The 23,986-nt window shown below is 56.9% G+C and carries 25 protein-coding genes and 1 tRNA gene; 13 read left to right on the top strand and 13 right to left on the bottom strand.

What is annotated here, in order from left to right; genetic code table 11:
• The first annotated feature begins 20 nt into the window (after positions 1-20).
• Complete coding sequence (locus V7680_RS08265; protein ID WP_335652811.1) at positions 21-578, top strand: outer membrane protein assembly factor BamE; 558 nt, start codon at positions 21-23, stop codon at positions 576-578.
• Positions 579-638: 60 nt separating this feature from the next.
• On the opposite strand, the gene V7680_RS08260 is transcribed toward V7680_RS08265, so the two are convergent.
• The gene (locus V7680_RS08260; protein WP_335652810.1) at positions 639-2,909 is read right to left on the bottom strand and encodes an NADP-dependent malic enzyme; all 2,271 of its coding nucleotides are present in this window, start codon (positions 2,907-2,909) and stop codon (positions 639-641) included.
• A gap of 239 nt (positions 2,910-3,148) precedes the next feature.
• On the opposite strand from V7680_RS08260, the gene mutS reads away from it, so the two are divergent.
• From mutS to V7680_RS08225, 7 genes are all read left to right on the top strand, one after another.
• Entirely contained in the window at positions 3,149-5,728 is a 2,580-nt protein-coding gene (mutS, locus tag V7680_RS08255) for a DNA mismatch repair protein MutS (protein WP_335652823.1), read from the top strand.
• A 4-nt stretch (positions 5,729-5,732) separates the two neighbouring features.
• Positions 5,733-6,287: a peroxiredoxin gene (locus V7680_RS08250; RefSeq protein ID WP_335652809.1), complete on the top strand. Its 555-nt coding sequence runs from the start codon at positions 5,733-5,735 to the stop codon at positions 6,285-6,287.
• Positions 6,288-6,330: 43 nt separating this feature from the next.
• Entirely contained in the window at positions 6,331-7,248 is a 918-nt protein-coding gene (gene argB / locus V7680_RS08245; RefSeq protein WP_335652808.1) for an acetylglutamate kinase, read from the top strand.
• 98 nt (positions 7,249-7,346) lie between these two features.
• Positions 7,347-7,643, top strand: coding sequence for a YggT family protein (locus tag V7680_RS08240; protein ID WP_176279972.1), 297 nt, complete (start codon positions 7,347-7,349; stop codon positions 7,641-7,643).
• Positions 7,640-8,536 (top strand): bifunctional methylenetetrahydrofolate dehydrogenase/methenyltetrahydrofolate cyclohydrolase FolD, encoded by an 897-nt coding sequence (gene folD / locus V7680_RS08235; RefSeq protein WP_335652807.1) that lies wholly within the window; start codon positions 7,640-7,642, stop codon positions 8,534-8,536. Before V7680_RS08240 ends, folD begins: the two co-directional genes overlap by 4 nt.
• Positions 8,536-9,258: a hypothetical protein gene (locus V7680_RS08230; protein WP_335652806.1), complete on the top strand. Its 723-nt coding sequence runs from the start codon at positions 8,536-8,538 to the stop codon at positions 9,256-9,258. The genes folD and V7680_RS08230 overlap by 1 nt, the downstream gene beginning before the upstream one ends.
• The gene (locus V7680_RS08225; RefSeq protein ID WP_335652805.1) at positions 9,255-9,872 is read left to right on the top strand and encodes a MarC family protein; all 618 of its coding nucleotides are present in this window, start codon (positions 9,255-9,257) and stop codon (positions 9,870-9,872) included. Before V7680_RS08230 ends, V7680_RS08225 begins: the two co-directional genes overlap by 4 nt.
• Before the next feature lie 15 nt (positions 9,873-9,887).
• Here the strand turns inward: V7680_RS08225 and V7680_RS08220 are convergent, their stop codons facing one another.
• The 8 genes from V7680_RS08220 to V7680_RS08185 all read right to left on the bottom strand — a co-directional run bounded on the left by V7680_RS08220 (position 9,888) and on the right by V7680_RS08185 (position 16,252).
• Positions 9,888-11,597, bottom strand: coding sequence for a tetratricopeptide repeat protein (locus V7680_RS08220; RefSeq protein WP_335652804.1), 1,710 nt, complete (start codon positions 11,595-11,597; stop codon positions 9,888-9,890).
• A gap of 64 nt (positions 11,598-11,661) precedes the next feature.
• Positions 11,662-12,144, bottom strand: coding sequence for a JAB domain-containing protein (locus tag V7680_RS08215; RefSeq protein ID WP_335652803.1), 483 nt, complete (start codon positions 12,142-12,144; stop codon positions 11,662-11,664).
• A gap of 41 nt (positions 12,145-12,185) precedes the next feature.
• Positions 12,186-12,575, bottom strand: coding sequence for a hypothetical protein (locus V7680_RS08210; RefSeq protein ID WP_335652802.1), 390 nt, complete (start codon positions 12,573-12,575; stop codon positions 12,186-12,188).
• 137 nt (positions 12,576-12,712) lie between these two features.
• Positions 12,713-13,081 carry a hypothetical protein gene (locus V7680_RS08205; protein WP_335652801.1) on the bottom strand — a complete coding sequence of 123 codons (369 nt, stop codon included), beginning with the start codon at positions 13,079-13,081 and terminating at the stop codon, positions 12,713-12,715.
• Between the two features lie 58 nt (positions 13,082-13,139).
• Positions 13,140-13,667: a helix-turn-helix transcriptional regulator gene (locus tag V7680_RS08200; RefSeq protein ID WP_335652800.1), complete on the bottom strand. Its 528-nt coding sequence runs from the start codon at positions 13,665-13,667 to the stop codon at positions 13,140-13,142.
• Between the two features lie 839 nt (positions 13,668-14,506).
• On the bottom strand, positions 14,507-14,689 hold the full coding sequence (locus tag V7680_RS08195; RefSeq protein WP_335652799.1) for a Trm112 family protein: 183 nt from the start codon (positions 14,687-14,689) through the stop codon (positions 14,507-14,509).
• Between the two features lie 37 nt (positions 14,690-14,726).
• Entirely contained in the window at positions 14,727-15,347 is a 621-nt protein-coding gene (locus tag V7680_RS08190) for an LON peptidase substrate-binding domain-containing protein (protein ID WP_335652798.1), read from the bottom strand.
• Complete coding sequence (locus V7680_RS08185) at positions 15,344-16,252, bottom strand: tetratricopeptide repeat protein (protein ID WP_335652797.1); 909 nt, start codon at positions 16,250-16,252, stop codon at positions 15,344-15,346. The genes V7680_RS08190 and V7680_RS08185 overlap by 4 nt, the downstream gene beginning before the upstream one ends.
• Positions 16,253-16,474: 222 nt before the next feature.
• On the opposite strand from V7680_RS08185, the gene V7680_RS08180 reads away from it, so the two are divergent.
• Both V7680_RS08180 and V7680_RS08175 read left to right on the top strand, forming a co-directional pair.
• Positions 16,475-16,549, top strand: a tRNA-Gly gene (locus V7680_RS08180).
• Positions 16,550-16,756: 207 nt separating this feature from the next.
• Positions 16,757-17,347 (top strand): hypothetical protein, encoded by a 591-nt coding sequence (locus tag V7680_RS08175; protein ID WP_335652796.1) that lies wholly within the window; start codon positions 16,757-16,759, stop codon positions 17,345-17,347.
• Between the two features lie 185 nt (positions 17,348-17,532).
• Here V7680_RS08175 and V7680_RS08170 read toward each other — a convergent pair whose 3' ends face one another.
• Positions 17,533-18,369 carry an NTP transferase domain-containing protein gene (locus V7680_RS08170; protein WP_335652795.1) on the bottom strand — a complete coding sequence of 279 codons (837 nt, stop codon included), beginning with the start codon at positions 18,367-18,369 and terminating at the stop codon, positions 17,533-17,535.
• A gap of 242 nt (positions 18,370-18,611) precedes the next feature.
• Between V7680_RS08170 and V7680_RS08165 the strand changes: the two genes are divergently transcribed.
• Complete coding sequence (locus V7680_RS08165; protein WP_335652794.1) at positions 18,612-19,796, top strand: hypothetical protein; 1,185 nt, start codon at positions 18,612-18,614, stop codon at positions 19,794-19,796.
• 15 nt (positions 19,797-19,811) lie between these two features.
• Here the strand turns inward: V7680_RS08165 and V7680_RS08160 are convergent, their stop codons facing one another.
• Positions 19,812-19,994 carry a DUF1674 domain-containing protein gene (locus V7680_RS08160; protein WP_335652793.1) on the bottom strand — a complete coding sequence of 61 codons (183 nt, stop codon included), beginning with the start codon at positions 19,992-19,994 and terminating at the stop codon, positions 19,812-19,814.
• An 85-nt stretch (positions 19,995-20,079) separates the two neighbouring features.
• On the opposite strand from V7680_RS08160, the gene V7680_RS08155 reads away from it, so the two are divergent.
• Positions 20,080-20,982 (top strand): M48 family metalloprotease, encoded by a 903-nt coding sequence (locus tag V7680_RS08155; protein WP_335652792.1) that lies wholly within the window; start codon positions 20,080-20,082, stop codon positions 20,980-20,982.
• Positions 20,983-20,999: 17 nt separating this feature from the next.
• Here V7680_RS08155 and V7680_RS08150 read toward each other — a convergent pair whose 3' ends face one another.
• Both V7680_RS08150 and V7680_RS08145 read right to left on the bottom strand, forming a co-directional pair.
• On the bottom strand, positions 21,000-22,478 hold the full coding sequence (locus V7680_RS08150) for a hypothetical protein (protein ID WP_335652791.1): 1,479 nt from the start codon (positions 22,476-22,478) through the stop codon (positions 21,000-21,002).
• A 463-nt stretch (positions 22,479-22,941) separates the two neighbouring features.
• On the bottom strand, positions 22,942-23,271 hold the full coding sequence (locus V7680_RS08145) for a hypothetical protein (RefSeq protein WP_335652790.1): 330 nt from the start codon (positions 23,269-23,271) through the stop codon (positions 22,942-22,944).
• A gap of 472 nt (positions 23,272-23,743) precedes the next feature.
• On the opposite strand from V7680_RS08145, the gene V7680_RS08140 reads away from it, so the two are divergent.
• Positions 23,744-23,986: transcription antitermination factor NusB (locus V7680_RS08140; RefSeq protein WP_442954996.1), on the top strand; the 243-nt coding region annotated here is incomplete at its 3' end.

Below are 23,986 nucleotides of genomic sequence, written 5' to 3'. Positions count from 1 at the left end.
TACAGGGCATATTGATATTTATGGCGCGAGATGCAATGGGCGATGACAAGTCAGGCACCGGTACGGTGTCGGCTGTACAGTGGAGAATGAGTTCGATGGTCGGCAATATCAAAAAACACAGCTTGTGGCTTGGGCTTATGGCCGGCGCTATGACCATGGCAGGATGTACCCAGGTACGCGGTCATCAGGGATATATTGCCGATGAAGTGCTGATGTCGGCAATTCAGGCAGGCGTCGACAACCGTCAATCGGTTGAAGCATCGCTCGGTCGACCGACGTTCACCGGCCAGTTTGACAATAATACCTGGTATTATCTTTCCCGCGATACCCGCCAATATGGCTTCAGTACCCCGCGCCCCCGCGACCAGCAGGTGATGCGGGTGAAATTCGATGATGCAGGAAACGTGTCATCGATTGATCGCACCGGACTTGAATTGGTTGCCAGCATCAGCCCGGATGGCGACAAAACACCGACGCTTGGCCGCGAGCGTTCCTTTTTCCAGGAACTGTTCGGCAATATCGGTTCGGTCGGTGCGGCCGGAGCGAGCGGCGGCGGGAACGACCCGACTCAGCCGTAACATCCCATCCTGATTAGGGCGCCCTTGTTGGGCACCCCAATCACTCTTTTTCAGACTACCTTATTTGGCAATGCCGCTGGCGGCCAATACTGCCAGTGTCACCAATTCCGATGCGGTTGACGCCATGGTCGCGATTTGCACCGATTTTTCCAGTCCGACCAGCATCGGTCCGATGACCGAATCGCCGCCCAGTTCGCGAAGCAATTTTGCCGATAGATTGGCAGATTGCAGGCCCGGCATGACCAGAATATTGGCCGGCTGCGACAGGCGACTGAACGGATAGTTCGCCATCAGCTTGGGGTTGAGTGCAACGTCTGGCGCCATTTCGCCTTCATATTCGAAATTGACTCGCCGTTGATCGAGCAACGCCACGGCTTCGCGAAGATTATCCAGCCAGCGTCCTTCGGGATTGCCAAAGGTCGAATAGCTGAGGAAGGCAACGCGCGGTTCGTGGCCCATTTGCCGGGCAACCGCCGCCGTCTGCTCGGCGATATCCGCTAGTTCATGAGCAGTTGGCCGTTCGTTGACCGTGGTGTCGGCCATGAAAACAGTGTGATGCTGACCGACCATGACGTGAATGCCAAAAGCGGTGCGGCCTTTTTCTACGTCGATCACTTTGGCGACATCGCGGAAGGATTGCGAGTAGGGGCGGGTAACCCCGGTGATCATCGCGTCGCCCTGATCCATCGAGAGCAACGCGGAACCGAAGATGTTGCGGTCCTGATTGACCATGCGCTTGATATCGCGCTCCATATAGCCACGACGATGGAGGCGTTCATACAACATGTTCACCATGTCCGGGACTAGCGGACTGTTGCGGCTATTGTGAATTTCAAACCTGTCGGGATCGCGGACCCCCAGTTCCTTGAGCTTGTCGCGGACCCTATCGTCACGGCCGACCAGCACCGGCGTACCATAGCCGCCATCCTGGAACTGGATCGCCGCGCGCAGCACGACATCTTCCTCTGCTTCGGCAAAAATTACCCGTTTCGGCGCGACACGGCATGCCTGATAGACTTGTGTCAGCACCGATGTTGTCGGATTGAGGCGCGCTTTCAGGCTCTGACGATAGGCGTCAAGATCCTCGATCGGTTTCTGGGCGACGCCGCTATCCATAGCGGCTTTGGCGACGGCGGCCGAGACCACATCCATCAGGCGCGGATCAAAAGGAGCGGGGATGATGTAATCGACACCAAAGCTCGGCGCCAATCCGCCGTAAGCGACAGCGACTTCTTCCGGAACCTGTTCGCGGGCCAATTCGGCAATTGCATGAGCGGCGGCGACTTTCATTTCCTCGTTGATACGGGTTGCCCGGACGTCGAGCGCACCACGGAAGATGAAAGGAAAGCCGAGGACATTATTGACTTGGTTGGGATAATCGGAGCGGCCGGTTGCGACAATCGCATCGGGGCGGGCGGCCTTGGCATCAGGAGGAGAAATCTCCGGATCGGGATTGGCCATCGCGAAAATGATCGGTTGCGCCGCCATATCCTTGACCATCTCCGGTTTCAGGGCGCCGGCAGCAGACAGTCCGAGAAAAACATCGGCGCCGGACAGGGCGTCGGTCAGCGTGCGCGCATCGGTGTCGATCGCATGGGCGGATTTCCACTGGTCGACGTCGTCGCGGCCACGATAGATGACGCCGGTACGGTCACACATGGTCAGATTGTCATGCGGAACGCCGAGGCTCTTGATCAGCGAAGCACAGGCAATCGCAGCAGCACCGGCGCCGTTGACGACAACCTTGATATCCTCGATCTTGCGATCGGTCAGCAGGCAGGCATTGATGATCCCGGCAGCGGCGATAATCGCGGTGCCGTGCTGGTCATCGTGGAAAACCGGAATATTCATCCGGTCGCGCAGCGTCTGTTCGATGATGAAACAGTCGGGAGCGGCAATATCTTCCAGATTGATGCCGCCGAAGCTGGGTTCCATGATCTGGACCGCGTTGATGAAGGTTTCTGCATCTTCGGTGTCGAGTTCCAGATCGATGGCATCGACATCGGCAAAACGTTTGAACAATACGGCCTTGCCTTCCATCACCGGCTTGGAAGCAAGCGCGCCGAGATTGCCCAGACCGAGAATAGCGGTTCCGTTTGAAATGACAGCGACCAGATTGCCTTTGGCGGTATAGTCATAAGCTTTTGAAGGATCTTCGGCGATGGCGCGGACGGGGACAGCGACGCCTGGCGAATAGGCCAGGCTCAGGTCGCGTTGGGTGGCCATCGGTTTCGACGCTATAATCTCGATTTTTCCGGGGCGACCGTGGGAGTGAAAAAGCAGAGCTTCGCGTTCGGAAAATTCTAGATTATTATCATTCTTGTCAGCCAATTTCTATCTCCGCATATTGGTCGTCGGCATGGTTGTGCCGATCGGATGTTCACGTCCCGTTTTATGCCTACTCGCTTTGTCGCAGAGCCGCAATATCAAGTAAATTTCAACAGGATGTGCTGGCTGCTCTTTTATGTCTTGCTGCAGTCGGCTATCGCGATGTGATGGCAGTCCGGACTCAGAGCAAAGCAGAAAGCGGGGCGAAAGACCCTGCTCAGAATCCGGCCAAGGTCACGCCGATGATGGAGCAATATTTCGCGCTCAAGGAAAAGGCGGATGACTGCCTGCTTTTCTATCGCATGGGCGATTTTTTCGAACTATTTTACGACGATGCCAAGCTCGCTTCGGCGGCGCTCGACATCGCCCTGACATCGCGTGGAAAAAATGCCGGGGATTCGATCCCGATGTGCGGCGTGCCGGTCCATGCCGCGGAAAATTATCTCGCAAAACTGATCCGGGCCGGTTTCAAGGTAGCGATCGCCGAGCAGATCGAAACGCCAGCCGAGGCCAAGGCGCGCGGTGGCTACAAGGCATTGGTGGCGCGCGATATCGTCCGCTATGTAACCGCCGGAACGCTCACCGAAGACACGTTACTCGACGCTCGAAGCGACAATATATTGGTCGCGCTGGCGCAGGTGCAGGGCGAGATCGGATTGGCATCGGCGGACATATCGACCGGTAATTTCGAACTGACGACGATTTCGGACGATGCCCTGGATGCCGAACTGGCGCGACTGGCTCCATCGGAAATCATCTGCTCGCCCGGCTTGTTGCCCCGGCTGCTAAGGGCGACGGCGTGGGGCAAGGAATATTTTGACAGCGCGGGCGCGGAAAAACGGCTGCAGGATCATTTCGGGGTTGCCACGCTCGACGGCATGGGCGAATTTTCGCGCGCCGAACTGGCGACCGCGGGCGGCCTGGTCGCCTATGTCGAACATGTGTCCCAGGGCAATATGCCCTATTTACATGCCCCGAGCCGCCGCGAAACCCGCGAATTTCTCTCGATCGACGGGCCGACTCGAGCGAGTCTCGAGATTGACCGGACGTTGGCCGGCGCGCGCGAGGGCAGTTTGCTCCACTCTATCGACCGCACCGTTACGCCTGCCGGCGCGCGTCTGCTGGCGCGGGACCTGTCGGCCCCATTGTTCAATGAACAGCACATCAATCAGCGGCTCGGGCTGGTGCAATGGTTCCACGACGGGTCGGCGGTACGCGATGATGTCCGGACCGAACTCAAGGCCTTGCCGGATATTGGGCGAGCTCTGGGTCGGGTTTCGGCCGGGAGAGGCAGTCCGCGCGATCTCGGGCAGATACGCGACGGCCTGAGCGGCGCGCGGATATTGCGCGAGCGGCTGACGATGGTCGCCGGCCTGCCTGAACTGCTCGACAAAATCCTGCCAGCGCTCGACGGTCATGGCGAATTGGTCGATTTGCTTGACCGGGCGCTGGTCGAGGCACCGCCGACCGAAATGGCCCATGGCGGCTATATCGCGGTCGGCTATGATCCGGCGCTCGATGAATTGCGCAGCGCCGGTTCCGACGGGCGCAAGGCAATCGCGATTCTCGAAGCGCGCTATCGCGAGGCAACCGGGATCAATACGCTCAAGATCAAGCATAACGCGGTGCTTGGCTATTTTATCGAGGTTCCTGCCCGGCATGGTGATAGCCTGATGGCGGAAAATTCCGGCTTCACCCATCGCCAGACGCTGGCCGGTGTCGTGCGGTTTAATTCGACCGATCTCCACGACGAAGCTGTCCGCGTATCACAGGCTGGTGCGCATGCTCTGGCCGCCGAGGCCGCGCATTTCGAAGAGCTGGTCGACAAGATACTGGCGCGCAAGCAAGCGATTGGCGAGAGCGCCGATGCTCTGGCACGGATCGACGTCTCTGCGGCGCTCGCCGAACGCGCCGCCGAAGGCCAGTGGTGCCGCCCCGAATTTGTCGACGGTAATATACTGGATATTCAGGCCGGTCGTCATCCGGTGGTCGAATCGGCCCTGTCGGGCAAAGGCGACCCCTTTGTCGCCAATGACTGTTGCCTGGCGCAGGACGAACGTCTGTGGCTGGTATCCGGTCCCAATATGGGCGGTAAGTCGACCTTCCTGCGGCAAAACGCATTGATCGTCATTCTCGCGCAGGCTGGCGGCTTTGTGCCCGCTTCCTCCGCGAAGCTCAGCCTTGTCGACCGTCTGTTCAGCCGCGTCGGCGCGTCCGACAATCTCGCCCAAGGCCGCTCAACCTTCATGGTCGAAATGGTCGAGACAGCAGCGATACTGTCGCAGGCGACCGAGAAAAGCTTCGTCATTCTGGACGAAGTGGGCAGGGGCACCTCGACCTATGACGGCCTCGCGCTGGCCTGGGCCGTGGTCGAGGCGGTGCACGAGACCAATCGCTGCCGCTGCCTGTTTGCGACCCATTATCACGAGCTCACCCGGCTGGCCGACCGGCTCGATGCGCTGTCGCTCCACCATGTCCGCGCGCGTGAATGGAAGGGCGATCTGGTGCTGCTCCACGAACTGGCCAAAGGTCCGGCGGACCGCAGCTATGGTCTGGCAGTGGCGAAGCTGGCTGGCATCCCCAAACCGGTTCTCAATCGCGCCAAAGCGGTGCTAGACAAGCTAGAGGCCGGCAAGGCGGAAACCGGTGGCCTTGCCGCCGGTCTCGGCGATCTGCCGCTTTTTGCCGCCAGCCTTGCGGACGTCGAAGAAAAATCCGATGAACTGCGCTTGGCGCTGGGCGCGATTGACGTCGATGCGCTTTCCCCGCGGGAAGCGCTGGACCAGCTCTATGCGCTAAAAGCGCAGCTTGAACAGGAATGATGACATGAAAAAGTGGATCGTGATATTGCTGGCCGTGGCCATCGCCGGGGGTGGTGCCTTTGTCTATTATGCCCGCAGTAACAATAGCGAACCGTTGCAAATCGGTGCAACCGCGCCCGCTTTTACCACCACCGGTGCGCTGGCGGGTAAAGAGTTTCAATTCTCGCTGGCCGACAAGCTCAAGGACGGTCCGGTCGTGCTCTACTTCTTTCCCAAAGCTTTCACCGAAGGCTGTACGATCGAGGCCAATATGTTTGCCGATGCTACGGCGGAATTCAACGCCGCCGGTGCCACCGTCATCGGCATGTCGGGCGATGATATCGAGGGGCTGAAGAAATTCTCGGTTTCCGAATGCCGCGACAAATTCGCGGTTGCCCGCGCCGATGACAAGATTATCGAAGCCTATCAGGTCCGCATGTCACCGGGGCTCGCGATGACCAACCGGACCAGCTATGTTATCGACCGGGAAGGCAAAATCGTCTTCGTTCACAGCGCAACAAAACCGCAGGGCCATGTAACCGGCACGCTGGCAAAGGTAAAAGCGCTCTCCAAAAGCTGATTAAATACTTGCTTTTGCCGCGCGGCTAGACAGAAAGACCCTCATGAACGATCACGCACCAGATCCAGCCATGCTTGCCAAAGCAGAAACGCTCACCGACGCGCTGCCCTATATGCAGCGCTATGCCGGCAAGACCTTTGTCGTCAAATATGGCGGCCATGCGATGGGCGACGCCCGGCTGGCGCGCAACTTTGCCGAGGATATCGTCCTGCTGAAGGCGGTCGGGATCAACCCGGTCGTCGTGCACGGCGGCGGACCGCAAATCGGCGCGATGCTCGAACGGATTGGCGTAGAGAGCAAATTTGTCGACGGATTGCGGGTCACCACCAAGGAAACCGCGGAAATTGCCGAAATGGTCCTGTCCGGCGCGATCAACAAGGAACTGGTCAGCTGGATCGAACAGGCCGGAGGCAGCGCCATCGGTATCTCCGGCAAGGATGGCGGCTTCGTCAAAGCGACGAAATTGCGGCGTACCGAACGCGATCCGGACAGCAATATCGAACGGATCATCGACCTCGGCTATGTTGGCGAACCGAAGAAAGTGGATCGCAGTGTGGTCGATATGATTTCAACCGCCGGAATGATCCCGGTGATCGCGCCAATCGGTGTCGGCGAAGACGGCGCAACCTATAATATCAACGCCGATACAATGGCCGGTGCGGTGGCTTCGGCTCTGCGCGCGGCGCGGCTGTTCCTGCTGACAGACGTTCCCGGTGTCCTCGACAAGCAGGGCGAATTGCTGACCGATCTTGACCCGAAGAAAATCCAGGCGCTGGTCGACGAAGGCACGATTTCCGGCGGAATGATCCCGAAGCTAGAAACCTGTGTGAAGGCAGTGCAGGAAGGCGTGGATGCTGCGGTTGTGCTCGATGGCCGCATTCCGCATGCGATGCTGCTCGAAATCTTCACCAGCAAGGGCGCGGGTACGCTGGTCAAGGACGATATTCATCCGGTTGAATAATCGCTCAACTGTGTTATATTAATGATACAGTAAATTACTGGCGTTACCGGCGACAAACCTCTAGCCGCTATGCCAGATTATCGATAAAGGGTCCGTCCATGGCATTCGCAATTCTTCAAATCATCGCAATCCTGCTCAACGTGGCGATTACCGTCATCATCGTGCAGGCAATCATGAGCTGGCTGCTCGCGTTCAACGTCATCAACCTGCAAAATGATATCGTCAACGCAATCTGGACCACATTGGACGCGCTCACCGCGCCGATCTACCGGCCGATCCGCAAGATCATGCCGGATTTCGGAGCGATTGACCTGACTCCGATGGTTGTCATCATCGCTATCATCATCCTCCAGGACGCAATCCTGCCACCTCTGGCGCAAGCTCTGCTCAGTTGACGACAGCACAGATCATTGACGGCAAGGCCTTTGCCGCCGGTCTTCGCGAACGGATCAAGGACGCGGTTCCTGCTTTTGTAAAGCAGGCTGGCCGAGCGCCTGGCCTGGCCGTGGTTCTGGTTGGCGAAGATCCGGCCAGTCAGGTCTATGTCGCATCCAAGCACAAGGCGACGATCGCTGCGGGTATGGAAAGCTTCGAGCACCGGCTGCCGGCCGATGTCGCTCAAGCGGACGTGATCGCGCTGGTCGAACAGCTCAACGCCGACGAGAGCGTGGACGGAATATTGGTGCAATTGCCTCTTCCCAAAGGTCTCGACGAAAAAGCGGTCGTGATGGCGATCGATCCGGACAAGGATGTCGACGGTCTTCACGTGATCAATGCCGGAAGGCTGGCCAACGGCGAAGAAGCGCTGACCCCTTGCACCCCGCTCGGCAGCCTGATGCTGCTGAAAGATACATTGGGCGACCTGACCGGCCTCGACGCTGTCGTGGTCGGCCGCTCGATTCTGGTCGGCAAGCCGATGGCGCAGCTGCTGCTCGCTGAAAATTGTACCGTTACCATGGCCCATAGCCGGACCCGGGATCTTCCCGACGTCGTCCGCCGCGCCGATATAGTGGTTGCAGCCGTTGGCCGCGCCGAGATGGTCAAGGGTGACTGGTTGAAACCGGGCGCCGTGGTCATCGATGTCGGTATCAACCGGCTGGAAGCCGAGCCGGGGCAGAATAAGGGTCGTCTGGTAGGCGATGTCGCCACAGCCGAAGCGCTCGATCATGTTCGCGCTATTACGCCGGTTCCAGGAGGGGTTGGCCCGATGACCATTGCGGTGCTATTGCGCAATACGCTGGTCGCGGCATCTGCACGCGCCGGGCTGGAGAAACCGGAGAATCTGTAATGCGCTTATTTGCGGCAATCGGAATCACGCTGACCCTGGCAGCTTGTGTCAGCGGCGGCGGGCGTATGGACGACCGCGAACGCTACAATCGCGCTGCTGGCAAGCCGGTTGCCAATCCCAGCGCCGTGGTGAAAGCGGAACTGTCGTTCGCCCGGCTGGCGCAGGAAAAGGGACAATGGACCGCGTTTCGGGAAACAGCGGCGGATGATGCCGTGATGTTTGTCCCTGGTATCTCCAACGCAAAACAATGGCTGAACGGCAAAGTCGATCCTGAATCGGCGGTCGAGTGGCAGCCGCATAAAATATCCATGTCCTGCGACGGCAGCCTCGCGGTTTCAACCGGAGCGTGGCAAGCCGCCAACGGCAGCACCGGGTCCTTTGTCACAATCTGGCGGCTGGAAAATTTTGACGAACGCCATCGCGGCAAGGATCAGGACTGGAAGTGGGTATTTGATCACGGCACACCGCTGGACGCGCCATTGCCTGCCCCCGATTTTATTGAAACGGAAGTCGCAACCTGCACCGGTAAACCGCCAGCGAACGCAAACCGGATCACCATCGAAAAAGCTATGGATAAGCGGAGCGGCGGATCGCCGGACGGTACTCTGGTCTGGGATGCCGTGCAATATTCCGACGGCAAGCCGTCGATTACGATGTCGGCCTGGGACGGCGAAAAGATGCAACGCATCGGAAATGCTCTTAAGGAAGACCAACCGCAGTGATCGAACTCTTCATATCATCCTTCATCACCTTTTTCGTGGTGATAGACCCTCCCGGCTGCGCGCCAATTTATGCCAGTCTGACCAAAAGTGTGCCGGAACGTGATCGCCGAATCATGGCCATTCGCGCTATTTTCGTCGCCGCGATCATTTTGCTGGTCTTTGCCCTGTTCGGTGAACAGATGCTCGGCGCGCTGGGCATCAGTCTCGACAGTTTCCGTATAGCCGGCGGCATCATGCTGTTCCTGATCGCTCTGGAAATGGTGTTTGAAAAACGCACCGAACGACGCGAAGACCGGGCGCAAGAGATTATCGAGCAGCCCGAAATCGAGGATGTATCGATTTTTCCTATGGCAATGCCGATGATCGCCGGACCGGGTTCGATTGCTGCCGTCATGCTTTTGACGTCGCAGAATGACGGTATCGACAATGCCATGATCATTCTTGGCGCTCTGGGAGCGGTGCTGTTGCTCACGCTGGTCGGATTGCTTGCTGCCGGACCGATGATGCGGATTTTGGGGAACAAGGTCGAAGCGGTCATCACCCGGGTGCTCGGCGTGCTGCTGGGCGCGCTTGCGGTACAATTTGTGGTTGATGGGCTAAACGCCAGCTTCTGATCTACCTCTTGTCGTTCATTTGACGATTACACCGGTGACAGAGAGCAGCAGGAAGGCGCGATTGGCCAGCAACGGATTGAGGATCAGGCGGTCGAGCAATTGTTTCGGGCTTTCTTCGGTCTCGCTTCCATAAGCTGCAACGAGCCGGTCCCAAGCGGCGTGAGATTCCTTGATCCGGCCGTTTTTGGCATAAACCATCGCCATCGCAATGTCATAATATGGACCCACACCGGCGCTCGACGGCATGATTTTTTCGGCAATATCCAGCGCCTCCTTGTCCTTGCCTTCTGCCAGCAGGGTAAACACCAATGCGGTCTCGGCGACGATCGAACCCCGCGGATCCAGCGCGATCGCGCGGCGCAGATATTTATTGGCTGAAGGATCATTGCAGGCGAAAAGAAACGCGCCGGCCTCGGCATGAATTGTTGCTTCATACGGATCCAGTTCAGTGGCCTTTTCGGCAAATTCTTTGCCAAGAGTACAATTGCCATTGAAAAAGCTGGCTCGTGCGAGAGCGAAGTTCGCTGATGCGTCCTCCCGGCCCCGAACCATGGCCTCGCGCGCAAATTCCATTCCCGCCTCCGGGTCCGGCTTTCTGCCGGTTTCCTCTGTCTGCAAATAAGCCAGAAACGAAGCGGCGGCTAGGATCTGGCTATCCAGAGGGTCTGCTGCCAGAGATTTTTTTATGCAGGAGTCCACCACCGGCAAAAGATCAGGATCACGGTTGGCACGGAAGCTCTCGAACCGAAGCAGGCAGCCATAGCCAGTCATTGCATCCCCGGGCAGGTGCTTGCGCTGGTCAGTGGCGATCACACCGTAAATGCCAGCGACGCGACTGACTATCGGGCCCAGCTTTTCCGGATAATCTGCAGGCGTTTCCGGCGTTGATATGGTCGTCGACCAGATTGTTTCGTTGCGCCTCAGCGAGGTTAGGGAAAATATGACTTCGGGACCGTTCGCGCCGGCGATTGCACGGCTTTCGAAGCGATAGGCGTTCTGGTCCTTGTCCGTGGTGTCGTCTGAAAGTTCGGCTGCCGCCAGCCGCACTTGCGAGGAGCGGGCCAAGGCATTTTCCAGAAACTGATCGATTTCTGCAACCCGGCCACTGTCTGCATCCGGGCCACTTTCTCGCGAGGATGACAAATAGACAATCGGTGCCGAGCTATAATCTTGCGATACAGTTTCCGTGCCCGGCATGTCCGGCTCGGCAGAGTTCAATACCAGAGTCAGGAGGATTCCGATGACGAGGAGGAACCCGGCCAGTCCGAGCGTCGTCTGGCGGTTGCTGAACCACCGGTCGGAGGCGATCTCGGGCGGCGTAGCAGCAGAAAGACCTTTATCGCCAGTCTCTGCGCCGTTCGGTTTTTCTCCGGTTTCTGCATCATCGAGCTGCATCTCGACGGCATAGTGACCGATCGGGATACGCAACCGTTCTGCACAGCCACGTGCCGCATAATGGGCAGCGAGCATCTTGCGGAGCCGACCCACCTGGACGCGGGGATAGCTGTCGGCCTGAACGTCGAAGTCTTCGGAGCGGCCGAGCCCGTCGACGGCCACTTGATAGGCCTTGGGCGGGTTATCCGGATCGGCAATCGCCGCTTCAACCAGATAATTCAAAAGCTGTGACATCACCGGGGAGCGGATAAAATCCGGCGATTGTAGCAGCGTTCTGGTTTCCGAGCGGAGCATGACAACCCGCTCTCCATCTTTTAGCGACGAGGACATTATGCAATATCCGCAGGTAAATTGGGCTCGTCGACGAGGCGGAAGTTCGCCGTGTGCAAAGCCGTCATTCGAATTCCGCCCAGTCACGAAGACTGATCCAGCCTTCACTGCCAACGATGATATGATCGTGAATCGTCAAGTCGATTTCTTTGGCGGCTTTGACGAGTCTCTGCGTGGCCTCGATATCGACTTCGCTCGGTTTTGGATCTCCCGACGGATGGTTATGCGCGATGATCAGGGCGGTCGCATCGAGGACGAGGGACCGTTTCAATATTTCACGAGGGTAGATGGGGGCCGAGGAGATCGTACCTCTACTGACGACTTCATCGCTGATCAGGCGGTTCTTGCTGTCCAGAAACAACACGCGCACCTCTTCTATCGGCAAGCGCGCCATGGCGATGACGAGATATTCGATTACGTCAGAGGCTTTGGAAAGGCATTTCCGATCGAGCATCCTTTCGCGGGAGGAGACAAGCATTGCCTCTCGCAGCAAGGACAGAATCGCGCGGGCGGGATCCTGTTCATTTGACCGGGAGTCGGCGTTCAATATCGCCCCGATAGAACCAAATTCGGCGATCAGTCCCGCGGCTACGGCTGGTGCGTCATCGATTTTCGAGAGGATGAAAAGTCGCTCCAGGATTTGTCGACCCCGAATTGCCGAAGGCGTTGCCGATGGCGGTAGGTGCCGATCGCCAATGTCAGCAGCATCGGATAAACCCAGATCGCTATTACTATATAATAAGCTTGGGGAAGCAGTTCGGGGATTATCATTTTGGGGATATGGGATAGAACCTGAACCACTTGCATTGCGCATATCCATAATGTCCAATATCTTTCTGCACTGAGCGCGAGCATCACAAAAGCGAGCAAAATCACCATATCAATGACCAAGATGCCAATTTCCAGTTGCGCATACCTATCGGCTGATAAAGGGGTTGCAATGAAGGTCGTCCCGACTCCGATGATGAAAATCATCACGGCCCATCTTTCGGGCGTGCCTCCTTTGACAGCCGAATAGATGCAAACGACCGTCATGAGCGAGAAGAACAATTCTATAGGCAGCATGGGTTGACCGGACCAAATAAGTGCGGCCCGGTCAACCCTTGCCTAATGCATTAAGCGCTTTCTACCACCCGGAGAGGGCTTGATTTCTCATCCGCAGCGCTTGCCTGGTTTGGCGGGCACTTGCCCACATCACCAAGGCCAACGGTCCGCAATCCGGCGTCATCCCGGTCTTCGACCAGATGCGCATGGGCTTCAACAACTTCGCGATATGAGCGCGCTGTTCTGGCAGCTGCGGCGATCAGTTTTTCCGATGCGTCCATACCTGCGGTCAGCGAAAAGCGCGTTCCCGGTGCAAGGCGGGCAGCGCCAATGCTGCTCATCAGTTCGCCCATCTGAACCAGTGTCAAGTTGAGCGATTTTTCGACTTCACTGATTTTTTTTGCGATGGGGCGGCCAGCTTCGATACGTTGATTCAACATGTGTCTCTCCAGACGCCGGATGACACCGACGTCGACTATTGGTCAAAAATTGCAGAGATTAGTTTGGGTTGATCAACTGGCTCACAAGCATTGCTGCGAGACAGACAAAGGCGAATGCAAAGGCGAGCTTGACCGAAAGGTCGGCGATCGCCCAAATTCGTGCCCCTTTGCTCAGATCATTACCCGTTTCTCCCTGCCTGCGGAACGGTGCCGACAGGAGCGGGCTCGAGGAAGTGGCATAAGACTGATAAGTCATCTGCATTTCCCTAACCCTGTCCCGGTCTGGTGCCGTTGCCTGATGTCCAGGCAAGGGGTAAACTGCGTCGGATCTGGGCTTTTGGACAATGCCAATATTCTTGGGCACAATAAATTTGGGAGCGATACCTTCATGGTCAGCGAGCATGCGCGCCGCCGCTTTGCTGCTCGTGACCTGCAATTTCTGCCGGGCGGAACGCAGCCGCTCGTTGATGATATTAGGTGTAACGCCGATTTCGTGAGCAGCGGTTTTTGCATCATGACCCTGCAAAAGCAGGTGCAGTGCCGCTTTTTCGTTTGCGTTCAGTTCGTTGCAAAGCGCTGTGGTCATGGCTGGATCATAAATGAGGGAGCTCCGTTTGGCAAAAAGGATCGGTTGGAGAAGTTGGAATTCTGCGCCCGTTCGGCTGCCAAGAAACATTTTTCGGCCCTATATGATAGGGTTAAACCAAATGTTACCGCTAAAATAAGTTAACAAAACTCCTGCAAATCCTTTCTACATCGGCTGGTTTTCGATATGTATCATATTGTAACGTTAACTTATTACCCCCGTTCAGGCAAGTGACACGGGTTGAAACTCGAGAACTCCAGTTGATTGGCCCATATACAATGGCGTTCGATTGGAAATCCTTGGCAATGGCTAGTTCGAAATGGTGGCATGATGGTTCCGGTCCCCCTGGATTCAGGCCAGCCTTGGTGAACGGTCGTTGTCGTGCGGAACGGAATATACTGGTCAATATTCTCCCGTCGAGATGGATTTTCAGGTCGGCCTAAATGGAGCAACCAATGCCGAATTGCTCTTTTAGACAATCAGATCCGGGTCGATCGACTCTCTCCCAGACTGGGGTCGACCCGGAAATGAATTCAGCAGGTGAAGCAGGCTCGTCAGACATCGAAACTTCATTCCGCCATTTCACCTGGCGTCGTGACATTGCTTGTGGGTGACGGGAATTAAATACCCGGGCCAGACGGGATCGAATGGAATAGGAATGGAACGAATAAAGATGAAAAGTCGCAAAAAAGTTCTGAACCGCAGAGATAAGGAATTGCTTCTGGGCAATCTGGTGACCTGGGGATCTCTTATTACCGCCATAACCCTGGCGATTTCGCTGTAACGGGCTGGGCCAGCATTTCCGCGGCGCGAAAGCGACAGCCGAGTTCACAATGGAATTATAATAGACGCGCCTCTTCGACCAGCATGACCGGGATGCCATCGCGTATCGGATAGGCCAGACCAGCCTTTTCGCTGATCAGTTCCTGTGCTTCGTCATCATGGATAAGCGCTCCCCGGCTTATCGGGCAGACCAAGATCGCCAGCAGATCGGGATCGATTGTCTTCTTCCCTTGGTTCATTGGTCGATCGCCCATTCCCGGCCACTCGCTGCATCACTCACTGCAAGGTGACTCGGTCGTCGTCACCATCTTGTCGACCGAAAAATTGCAGCAGCTGGATGATCAGTTCGGCGCGGTTGGCAAGGCCGTCTACCTCCAGCAAAGCCTGCTTCGATGCCGCATCAAAGGGCGCGATTTGCGCAATGCCGTTGACAAAGGCAGTGTCGTCGAGCCGACCGATACTGTCCCAGTCGACCTGATAGCCCTGCAGATCGGCAAATTTGCGCGATTCAATCTCCAGCGCAGCCCGCTCGGCGCTGGCCAGTACCTCGTCTTTTTCCTGATCGGCTTCAATTTCTGCTCGGACCTGCCGAAAGGCGGTCGATGCATCGATTTCCTCGATGATCCGGAAGCGCGCAACGCCTTCCAGCACGACATTGAAACGGCCGTCATCCAACGCCTCGATATCGATGATCTTGCCGAGGCACCCGACGTCGAACAGTGCAGGGTGATTGCCCTCTTCCTTGGGCTGGACCATGCCGATATGCCGGTCGCGCGCCATCGCATCGTTGATCAACGCCCTGTAGCGCCCTTCGAACACGTGCAGGGGAAGGTGCATGCCGGGGAATAGCAACGCTCCGGCCAGCGGGAAGATCGAGAGTCGTTTTGCTTCGCTCATCCGAACAGCACGGCGCTGAGCTTGCGGCGGGTGGCCGAAACCCATTCGTCTTCGAGGCCGACCATTTCGAACAGCGAGAGCAATTTCTGTCGTGCCGCGCCGTCGTTCCATTCCTTGTCGGCAGCAATGATCGACAGCAGATGTTCGGCCGCTCCGTCATGGTTGCCGGTGGCGATCAGCGCACTTGCAAGGTCGAATCGGGCCTGGTGATTCTTTCCGTCGGCTGCAACAGCAGCTTCTAGCGCAGCGAGCGCAGCCGGGTCGGGCTTGTCCTTCGCCAGTTGCAAAGTTGTCTGCGCGCGTTCGATCGCGGGGTCGCTGCGCATTTCTTCTGGCAACGAGCCGAGCGCCGTTTCCGCCTGATCGAGATGGTCGGCTGCGACCATCGCCCGAATCAGTCCGCCGACCGCAGCAACATTATCCGGGTCCATTTCGGCAATCTGCCCAAAAATACCCGCGGCCTGCTCGGCATCGCCTTCCGCGAGCAGTTGTTCGCCCATGGCGAGCAGCGGCGCTACGTCCTGTTGCGGCGCAGCGCCTGCGCCTACCGGCAGCTTCTCGAGCAGCTGGTCGAGCATGGCCGACAACTGGCTTTCGGTGCGGGCACTGGTCAGGTCGGCAACCGGCTTACCCTGGAAAATCGCATAGACAGTCGGGATCGACTGTACCTGGAATTGCGCGGCGATAAATTTGTCTTCGTCGACATTGAGTTTCGCCAATATAACGCCGCGATCGGCATATTGCGCCGCGACCTTCTCCAGCACCGGGGTCAGCGCCTTGCACGGCCCGCACCATTCTGCCCAGAAATCGAGGATGACGAGCTTGTCCATACTTGGTCCGACGACCGCCTGTTGAAAGGCTTCGACCGATTTCTGTTCTTCGACTGTCAATCCTGCTGTTGCCACTTGATGCTCCTGTTTCGGGGCGGCGGCCAAAGCCTTGGCCCGCGCCCAAATCGTTTAACTTACAGGCTTTATGTGGGGAGCGGCCCGTCAATGCCAAGGATATTTTTGCATTTGCGAGCAACAAGAGGTTGATTGGGGCTTGCGGGGTCGAAAAACCCATGCTAACCGCGCGCCTCAACTGCTGCTGACGAAGTGATTACCCAAGTGTCGCAGCAACGCCGAGCGGGCGTAGCTCAGGGGTAGAGCACAACCTTGCCAAGGTTGGGGTCGAGAGTTCGAATCTCTTCGCCCGCTCCAGTTTTTCGGAAAAAATGACAATCCGGCGGATTGTCATCCGAAAAACTCCCGACCGCAAGGGAGGGTGGCTTGCCCAAATATCCCGCAGTACCATCATCCTGCGAGTTTCCCATTCCGAAGCAATGACAATCCGGCGCATGTCTGCCCGAAAAACTTCCGGTCGCGAGCTCACTTGTGTTCTCGCATCGCGCGAGATAATTGCAGTCCATGACGGAATGGTACCGCAACACGGACTGGAACGACGATATTGAGCGGATGTTTTTCGCAAAACTAGGACGAGCCCGTTCGCAGCGCGATCAATATCTCGTCCTGCAGGCGCACCATCTCTCTCAAAGCCATCCCGACGTTTCTCTGCGATTGATCGACCATTATTTCGAAACCAGGACCAATGATTTCGACGATGGCAGAGCACGCCGGGTCGCCGCAGCCGCGCAGTTTGCCTCCGGTGGCTACGTAGAAGCGCTCGACAACTATATGCTGGTCCTAAAAGGCCAGGAGGCCAGTCAGGACCTTTACGTTGGCTCACCACTGGAGTTCGCATTTCTTACCGCACGTTTCCGTTCTGTCACGCACTATGAGGCGGCTCAGGCACAGCTCACCAGCGTCGATTTGCCAGCAGATGAACAATTTGAACCGCGCTTTCGCTATTGCGCAGCGAGCGCCTTGCTGCACGCGGCAACTGGGCGCGACCCGGCCCGCGCCTTGGCCATGGCTCAGATTGCACTGGGGCTGCCGCAGCCTGTACTTGATAGCTTTCCAGATGTGGTCTGGCGGCTGCGGGGCATCACGCGCAGCTGAGGGCTTCTGTTTCTTGGCCATCCGCCAATAGATCATTCTTGCATCGTCGATAATGTCAGCAACCGGGTCGTTTCCAGTCAAGCCGCTTTGCGTCTCCAGTGTCTTCTTTCGCCCCACAGCGGACACATTGATCGGGCATTACGCAACCGGTGCAATAGCTTGCCTATGGGCCTGTTTTCCCCGGCCTAACCTTCCCGCCGCTCCAATATTCCGGTCACCAGTTCCAGATCATCCGGCTTGTCCACATCGATCGCGGCTTCGGCAATCGGCAATATGATTGGCTCGGCCCGCAGCGCCATGCGTTCGCCTGCCTGTGCCATCGCCTGCTTGAAGCCGATCGTGCGGGTGAGCGCGCGAAGCAATAGCCAGGGGCCGAAATGGGCGAAGATTTTCCAGCCTTTCTTGCGATCCTTCTCTACCGCAGACCAGAATGCGACCGCCGGTTTGGCCGCTGCATTGTGCAGGGCGAACAGATTGGCGCCGCTATAGGCTCCACCGCGAAATTTCAGCCAGGTACGCCGGGCATCGGGATACGCCGCCAGCATGGTCTGACGCTCGACCACAGCAACCGCGACATCCTGCCCATTGTGCGCCTGAAAGAAACAATCGAGGATTTCTCCGGTCAGCAGCGCATTGTCCGCTGTCGTCACCAGCACCGGCCAGGGCGCGATAGCGGTGCCGATGACATTGTGGATGCTGGTCGCGATACCGTTGTTTGATGCAACAAAGGCGATGCCGTCTTGCGTCGCCAGATCGGGGCTCAGACCCGACTTCAGCTCCTCGGGCGACTGGGCCATGATAACGATCTTGCCGACATCGGGAGAGGCGATCAGGGCGCGCGCGACCCGCTCCAACATGGTCTGTCCGTTGATCGGGATCAGCGCTTTATAGGTGACGTTGCAATAAGCGGCCATCGGGTCGCCTTCGGGACGCTGGCCAGCCAATATGATCGCTGTCCACAGCGGTGTTTTTGCGGGGTGCAGATCACCGGCAGACGAGTCGGGGTTATGAACAGGGGGCACAGGCGTCCTTATGTTATTCCATCGCTTCCCGCGAAAAGCGGGAGCATAGACAACTTGTTAGCCACCACGCCCGCTTTTGCAAGGCGGGCCTTGGAAACAGCCTGTCGCGCCCTGTCGGGAGCAATGCTCTGACCGAGACGCCGTAGACTTTCCCGCAAAACCTGTCCAAGGACAAGGGGTGGCAAACTGGTACCGCCAATGGCTTGAGCGCAAATTGAGGTCGGACATCCGATGGAAATGAAATGAAGTCCGGTTCATCGATCGATCCGCAGCGCATCGGCTTTCTGTTCAATCATGACGAATTGCATCAGGTCGCCCATACCGCGCCGATCATCTCCGCTTTGCAGCGGCAGGCTCCGTCCGCGCGGGTCGAAGTCATCACGTCCAGCGACCGGCAGGCCGAGGCGGTCAGGCAGTTTCTTGATCCTGCCTTGCCGATGCCGGCTTTCTGGTCGATTCGGCCCAATCGCTGGAGCCGGCTGGCCGAGAAGATGATGGGGCAGATGGTCCCGCTCAACCGGCTGAGCAGCCTCAAGCGGAGCACTGAATTATTTCGTCATTTCGACGCGCTGGTTGTGCCGGAGACGACGACGACCTTTCTCAAGAAAAACAGCAAGTCGGAGCGGCCGAAGCTGATCTTCTTTCCCCATGGGGCTGGCGATCGTTCGATTGGATTCTCGCCGGAAATCCGGCTGTTTGACTATGTCCTTCTGCCTGGCGAGAAAACCCGCGACCGGATGCTGGACGCCGGGGTGATCCACCCCGACAATCACCGGATCGTCGGCTATCCCAAGTTCGAGGCCTTTGCCGCGCGACCGCCGGTCAAGATGTTCGACGATGACAAGCCGGTCGTGCTCTATAACCCGCATTTCGATCCCTTGCTCTCGTCCTGGTTCCGCTTCGGCGAGCAGATTCTCGATTATTTCGCGGGCCAAAATGATTTCAATCTGATCTTCGCGCCCCATGTCATGCTGTTCCAGCGCAAGCTTCTGGCCTCGGTCGAGCATCGTATGTTGCGCTTTCGCCAGCAGATCGACCCGCGATTTGCCGCGCTCGATCATATCCATATCGACACCGGCAGCAGCCGCAGCGTCGACATGACCTATACCGGCGCGGCCGATATCTACCTCGGCGATGTCAGCAGCCAGATTTACGAATTTATTCAAAAGCCGCGTCCGGCGATCTTCCTCAATTCTCACGGTGCCGAGTGGCAGGGCAATGCCAATTACGAACATTGGACCTTCGGTCCCGTGATAGATGATCTTTCCGGTCTCGGGGCGACGCTGGACGCGGTCTCGCCACTGTCGGACGCCTATCGGCAGGCGCAGAGCCGGGCCTTTGCTTATTCTTTCGATATGGATGACCGTCAATCTCCGGCAAAGCGCGCGGCCACCGCGATCGCTGAATTCATGGAAATTCCTCAGTAACCGCTACGGGCCGCGTTAAAAGTCGACCGCAATACCTTTGCGTTCCCAGTCGCCATAGCGGGTCGGGCCTTTTTCCGCAGTAATTTCCGCCGCTTTGTCCAGCGGATCGGGCTGCGGCACCGGCTTGTTCGGGGAAAGATGGGCGGGTGCCTTCACATGGGCTGGTCGCTCACCGGCTTTTCTATCGCTTTCGGTCATAATTTCACTTGTCCGCTCATTTGATTCATCCCGCCTCAAACCCTATATTGAGACAAAGACGACCATAATCAAGCGAGTGCAGACGATGAACTTCATGAAGACAACCATGCTATTGGCGGCGCTGACCGCATTGTTCATGGCCTTGGGCTATTCGCTCGGCGGCAGCGGCGGTGCAATTATCGCCTTGGTGGTCGCGGCGGGCATGAACCTGTTCACTTACTGGAACGCCGACAAGATCGTGCTCAAGATGCACAATGCGGTGGAGGTGGACGCCTCCAGCCATCCTGAATTCTACAATATGGTCAAAAATCTCGCGCAACGTGCCCAGCTGCCGATGCCGAAAGTCTATATTGTCGATCAGGCGCAACCGAACGCTTTTGCAACCGGGCGCGATCCCGAACATTCGGCGGTTGCGGCAACCACCGGTCTGCTCAACATGCTTAGCCACGACGAGATCGAAGGCGTAATGGCGCACGAACTTGGCCATGTGAAAAATCGTGATACGCTGATCATGACGATGGTTGCTACGATTGCCGGCGCGGTGTCGATGCTCGCCAATTTTGGCATGTTCTTCCGCAGCAATCGCGGCATCGCCGGTATCATGGCGGTGCTGATCGCGCCCTTTGCCGCGATGATCGTGCAAATGGCGATCAGCCGGACCCGCGAATTTGGCGCCGATGCTGCAGCCGCGCAGATCAGCGGCAAGCCTCTGTCGCTGGCCTCTGCGCTTGGCAAGATTTCCGGTGAAGCCGCCCGCATCCCCAACCCGGTTGCCGAACGCAATCCGGCGGCCGCGCAGCTCTATATTGTGCCTGCCGGCGTCCGCGAGATGTTCTCTACCCATCCAGCAACCGAAGACCGGATCGCGGCCTTGCAGGACATTGCGCGCGGCGGTGGCTCGGGCGGCTGGTCGAGCCGACCCGACGAACTTGGCGACATGACCCGTCTGCGCAAACCGAGCGCGCTGGATCCGACACGTCAGGGTTAATCCAGCGGCTACTCGCTCTAGTTGATAAGCATCCGGAATTTGAGGGTGAAGCTTGGGTTGCTGGAATGAACGCGCATGACGCCCTTGGGGTTGACGCAAATATAAGTGATATTCGGATCATAGCCGATGGTGGGCGTATAGTTGCAGTCGCCAAAATTCACCGGTGGCGCTGCAGCATCGGAATATCTCACATCTCTGGCATAATCAAAGTCCAGAGACGTACCGGTCTGCTGAAAAACCAGCGGATCAACGGTTTCAGCCCCCGAACCGTCAAAATCATCATGAAAGAAAGTGAGATTTTCAGGAAGCTGATCAAAAATGATCACGCTGTCGATATCCATACCCTCACCGCCGGTATTAATGACCTGCACGCTATATTCCATATCTTCGCCGGGAATGGAAAAGCCGCTGGAACCGGCGCGGTCAAAAACTGTCGAGCTTTTATTGACCGAGAAATTCGGGCGAGCAATGTCGAAGCCAAAGTCGTTGTTGGTAGAGTTGCTGCTGCTGGTCAGATTGACCGGCAAGACTGCTGCGGTACCGGGCACACTGCTTGATGGAAGATCAGGATCGTCGATGGTCAACCTGAGTTCGTAATCGGCATTTGGCGGCACATTTATAAACGCGAAACTACCGTCAGCGGTGCTGTCGGTTTGACCGACATAAATGTCATTGGCGGGATCGCTGTCGCCCTGGGTATCATAAAGCGCAACGCCAATAGACGCCAGGCCGGCTTCGCGCGCTGCCTGATAGACATTGTCCCGGTCCACGTCAGAATAGATGTTGCCGCTTATGTCGCTTCCCGAAATAGAGCAGAACTTCATTTCGACATTATCCAGATAGAAATCTCGTCCGCTTGGGCCGGTTTCCAGCGACCTGAGGCCGATTAAAATGGTCGTTCGATTCCCGGAATTGAAAACAAACGAATATTTCTTCCATTCAAGCGCCGACGAAAAGGCCAAAAGCGGGCCAGTATTGAGAGACACAATCCCGTCGATCTCGAAATTGATATCATTTGGAGCACCATTGGGTTCGCTGTTCGCGGCCCAGAAAGAAAGCTCGTAATTCTGGTTCGGACTTACATCCAGCGCGGTGAAGTTGATTACCGGTGTGTCGGTGTTGGGATCGGACGCGAAAAAGCGGCCGGTAGCACCATAAACGGGATCCGTTATATTGGAGTGTTGATACGCATTTCTCGGGTTAACCGGATTGGCAATATAACCATAAGCACCATGGAAAAAGCTGTAGAAATTCGCGAAAACCCCGGCTTCGATCTGACCGGGATAAGGATTGGAGCTCGGAGACTGGTCTGCTGCTCCGTTTTCCGTCCCGAAAGTACCATTGTCAAAATCCGTCAATATATTGCCGCCAACCAGCGCTCCGCTCTGGGCGGAACAAGATGTCGAGCTGGTTGTGTTGATTGTCTGTGCAGCTTGAGCGGTTTGCGAGAACAATGCCCAGAATCCCAAAGCCAGCAGCACCGTTTTCACGGTCAATCTGGCTTTCCGCAAAATTGTTTGGGCGGCGGAATTCAAATGCTGCATGCCTTAATTAACGTCAACTTGCCTCCCTGATTAAGAGAGCAACGCTGATGAGTGAAATAGAGGCTGGACCATGGAGACGGCTAAGCTGTTGATCAAATGCAACTAGATTCATTTTGGGTGTAATAACTGTCCGATCCACCACTAATTGGCCGTGAATCGCGCTCCAGGCGATGGGCGGGATCACCACCGGCTTGCCGATGACGTCCAGGCGTGAGGACAGTCTAACTGCCTTCCTACGGCTGCGATCGAGTATTTCCACACTGAAAGGACCCGAGCCGGCCTACAGAATTGGCACTCCGCACTCCACGCCGAGCGCACAAAAAAAGGGCTGGATCAACTCCAGCCCGATTCTATTTCTCATTGCGGCACAGCAAAAAATATTCGCTGCCGTGCCTGTCTGTTTGCTTGCGCTGGATTACCCGGCAGCGAGCATCTCGTCATAGACAGCGCAAGCTTCGGTCATTCCAAAGCTTCCGTCAGCAGCACCCTTCTGCATCTTCTCCTGAACTTCCTGCATCTTGCTGGTCATTTCCTGCATCGCTTTTGGGTCGCTGGCCAAGCCTTGCATCTTTTCGCCAAGCGCCGTTGCTTTGGCCATCATGGCATCTTGAGTACATGGCTCCGCAGTCGCAGCCTCTGCAGCTTCTTCAGTAGCAGCGGTTTCCGATGTCTCATTGCTGGTACCGCAAGCACTGAGCGCGAAGGCGCTGGCAAAAACTGTCAAGGTTGCAATCGATTTTTTCATAGTTGATTCCCGTTATTTTTATTGAATGCCGCCTTTGCTGGCAATGCGCCATCATCCGGCAGCGGACGTAGTCTTTTCACCGATCATGCACCGGCGAAATCCCGGATTGATCCATCAATAATCCTTGCCGATAGCTTTCTCGCGTCACGATTACGGCGACGAACAGAGCAGTAGTGTGAGGCGAGATAGGCATCGTTGAAGGACCTTTGATCAATCCAGATTTCCACCTAGCGTAACTGTCGAACGCACGAGTGATGTAAATCACAACACCGCGGGCAAGGGTTATTACGGGGTGCCGTAACGGATCGAATCGATCGCGGCGAATGCTGACCGCTAGCCTCCATATCCACGATTGCGGTTTTTTACCCCGACCCGTCTCCATCCAAAAGCTTGATTGAAACGCGGGAGGGTCTATGCGGTTGGGCAGAGCGAACCATCCGGGTTCTCCAAGCCAAATCATCGCGGAATCAAAATGAACCAACCCAACAACGCTATTCCCGGCCTTGCTACGCGCCAGTCCGCCATACGCCTGCTCGACGCGGTTTGCCGGCGCGGCGAGACGCTGGATCAGGCGATGTCCGCTGCAACCGGCAAATTGTCCAATCCGTCGGACAAGTCGCTGGCCCACAATATTGCTGCCAATGTCCTGCGCTGGATGACCGCGCTCGATGCGATGATCGACAGCGCGACCCGTAACCGGCTCGCCGATGATGCC

Source organism: Parasphingorhabdus sp. (assembly GCF_036963705.1).
GTDB lineage: Bacteria > Pseudomonadota > Alphaproteobacteria > Sphingomonadales > Sphingomonadaceae > Parasphingorhabdus.
The sequence above is the reverse complement of the archived record's forward strand: the minus strand, read 5'-3'. Positions and strand labels throughout refer to the sequence as shown.

Bases quoted from the DNA above. Each gene is read 5' to 3' on its own strand.
- V7680_RS08160 (WP_335652793.1), bottom strand. From the start codon at position 19,994: ATGACCGAAAGCGATAGAAAAGCCGGTGAGCGACCAGCCCATGTGAAG.
- V7680_RS08190 (WP_335652798.1), bottom strand. From the start codon at position 15,347: ATGAGCGAAGCAAAACGACTCTCGATCTTCCCGCTGGCCGGAGCGTTG.
- V7680_RS08265 (WP_335652811.1), top strand. From the start codon at position 21: ATGGCGCGAGATGCAATGGGCGATGACAAGTCAGGCACCGGTACGGTG.
- V7680_RS08145 (WP_335652790.1), bottom strand. From the start codon at position 23,271: ATGAAAAAATCGATTGCAACCTTGACAGTTTTTGCCAGCGCCTTCGCG.
- V7680_RS08175 (WP_335652796.1), top strand. From the start codon at position 16,757: ATGACGGAATGGTACCGCAACACGGACTGGAACGACGATATTGAGCGG.
- V7680_RS08195 (WP_335652799.1), bottom strand. From the start codon at position 14,689: ATGAACCAAGGGAAGAAGACAATCGATCCCGATCTGCTGGCGATCTTG.
- V7680_RS08155 (WP_335652792.1), top strand. From the start codon at position 20,080: ATGAACTTCATGAAGACAACCATGCTATTGGCGGCGCTGACCGCATTG.
- V7680_RS08230 (WP_335652806.1), top strand. From the start codon at position 8,536: ATGCGCTTATTTGCGGCAATCGGAATCACGCTGACCCTGGCAGCTTGT.
- V7680_RS08200 (WP_335652800.1), bottom strand. From the start codon at position 13,667: ATGACCACAGCGCTTTGCAACGAACTGAACGCAAACGAAAAAGCGGCA.
- argB (WP_335652808.1), top strand. From the start codon at position 6,331: ATGAACGATCACGCACCAGATCCAGCCATGCTTGCCAAAGCAGAAACG.
- V7680_RS08220 (WP_335652804.1), bottom strand. From the start codon at position 11,597: ATGTCCTCGTCGCTAAAAGATGGAGAGCGGGTTGTCATGCTCCGCTCG.
- mutS (WP_335652823.1), top strand. From the start codon at position 3,149: ATGATGGAGCAATATTTCGCGCTCAAGGAAAAGGCGGATGACTGCCTG.
- V7680_RS08250 (WP_335652809.1), top strand. From the start codon at position 5,733: ATGAAAAAGTGGATCGTGATATTGCTGGCCGTGGCCATCGCCGGGGGT.
- V7680_RS08165 (WP_335652794.1), top strand. From the start codon at position 18,612: ATGAAGTCCGGTTCATCGATCGATCCGCAGCGCATCGGCTTTCTGTTC.
- V7680_RS08240 (WP_176279972.1), top strand. From the start codon at position 7,347: ATGGCATTCGCAATTCTTCAAATCATCGCAATCCTGCTCAACGTGGCG.
- V7680_RS08205 (WP_335652801.1), bottom strand. From the start codon at position 13,081: ATGTTGAATCAACGTATCGAAGCTGGCCGCCCCATCGCAAAAAAAATC.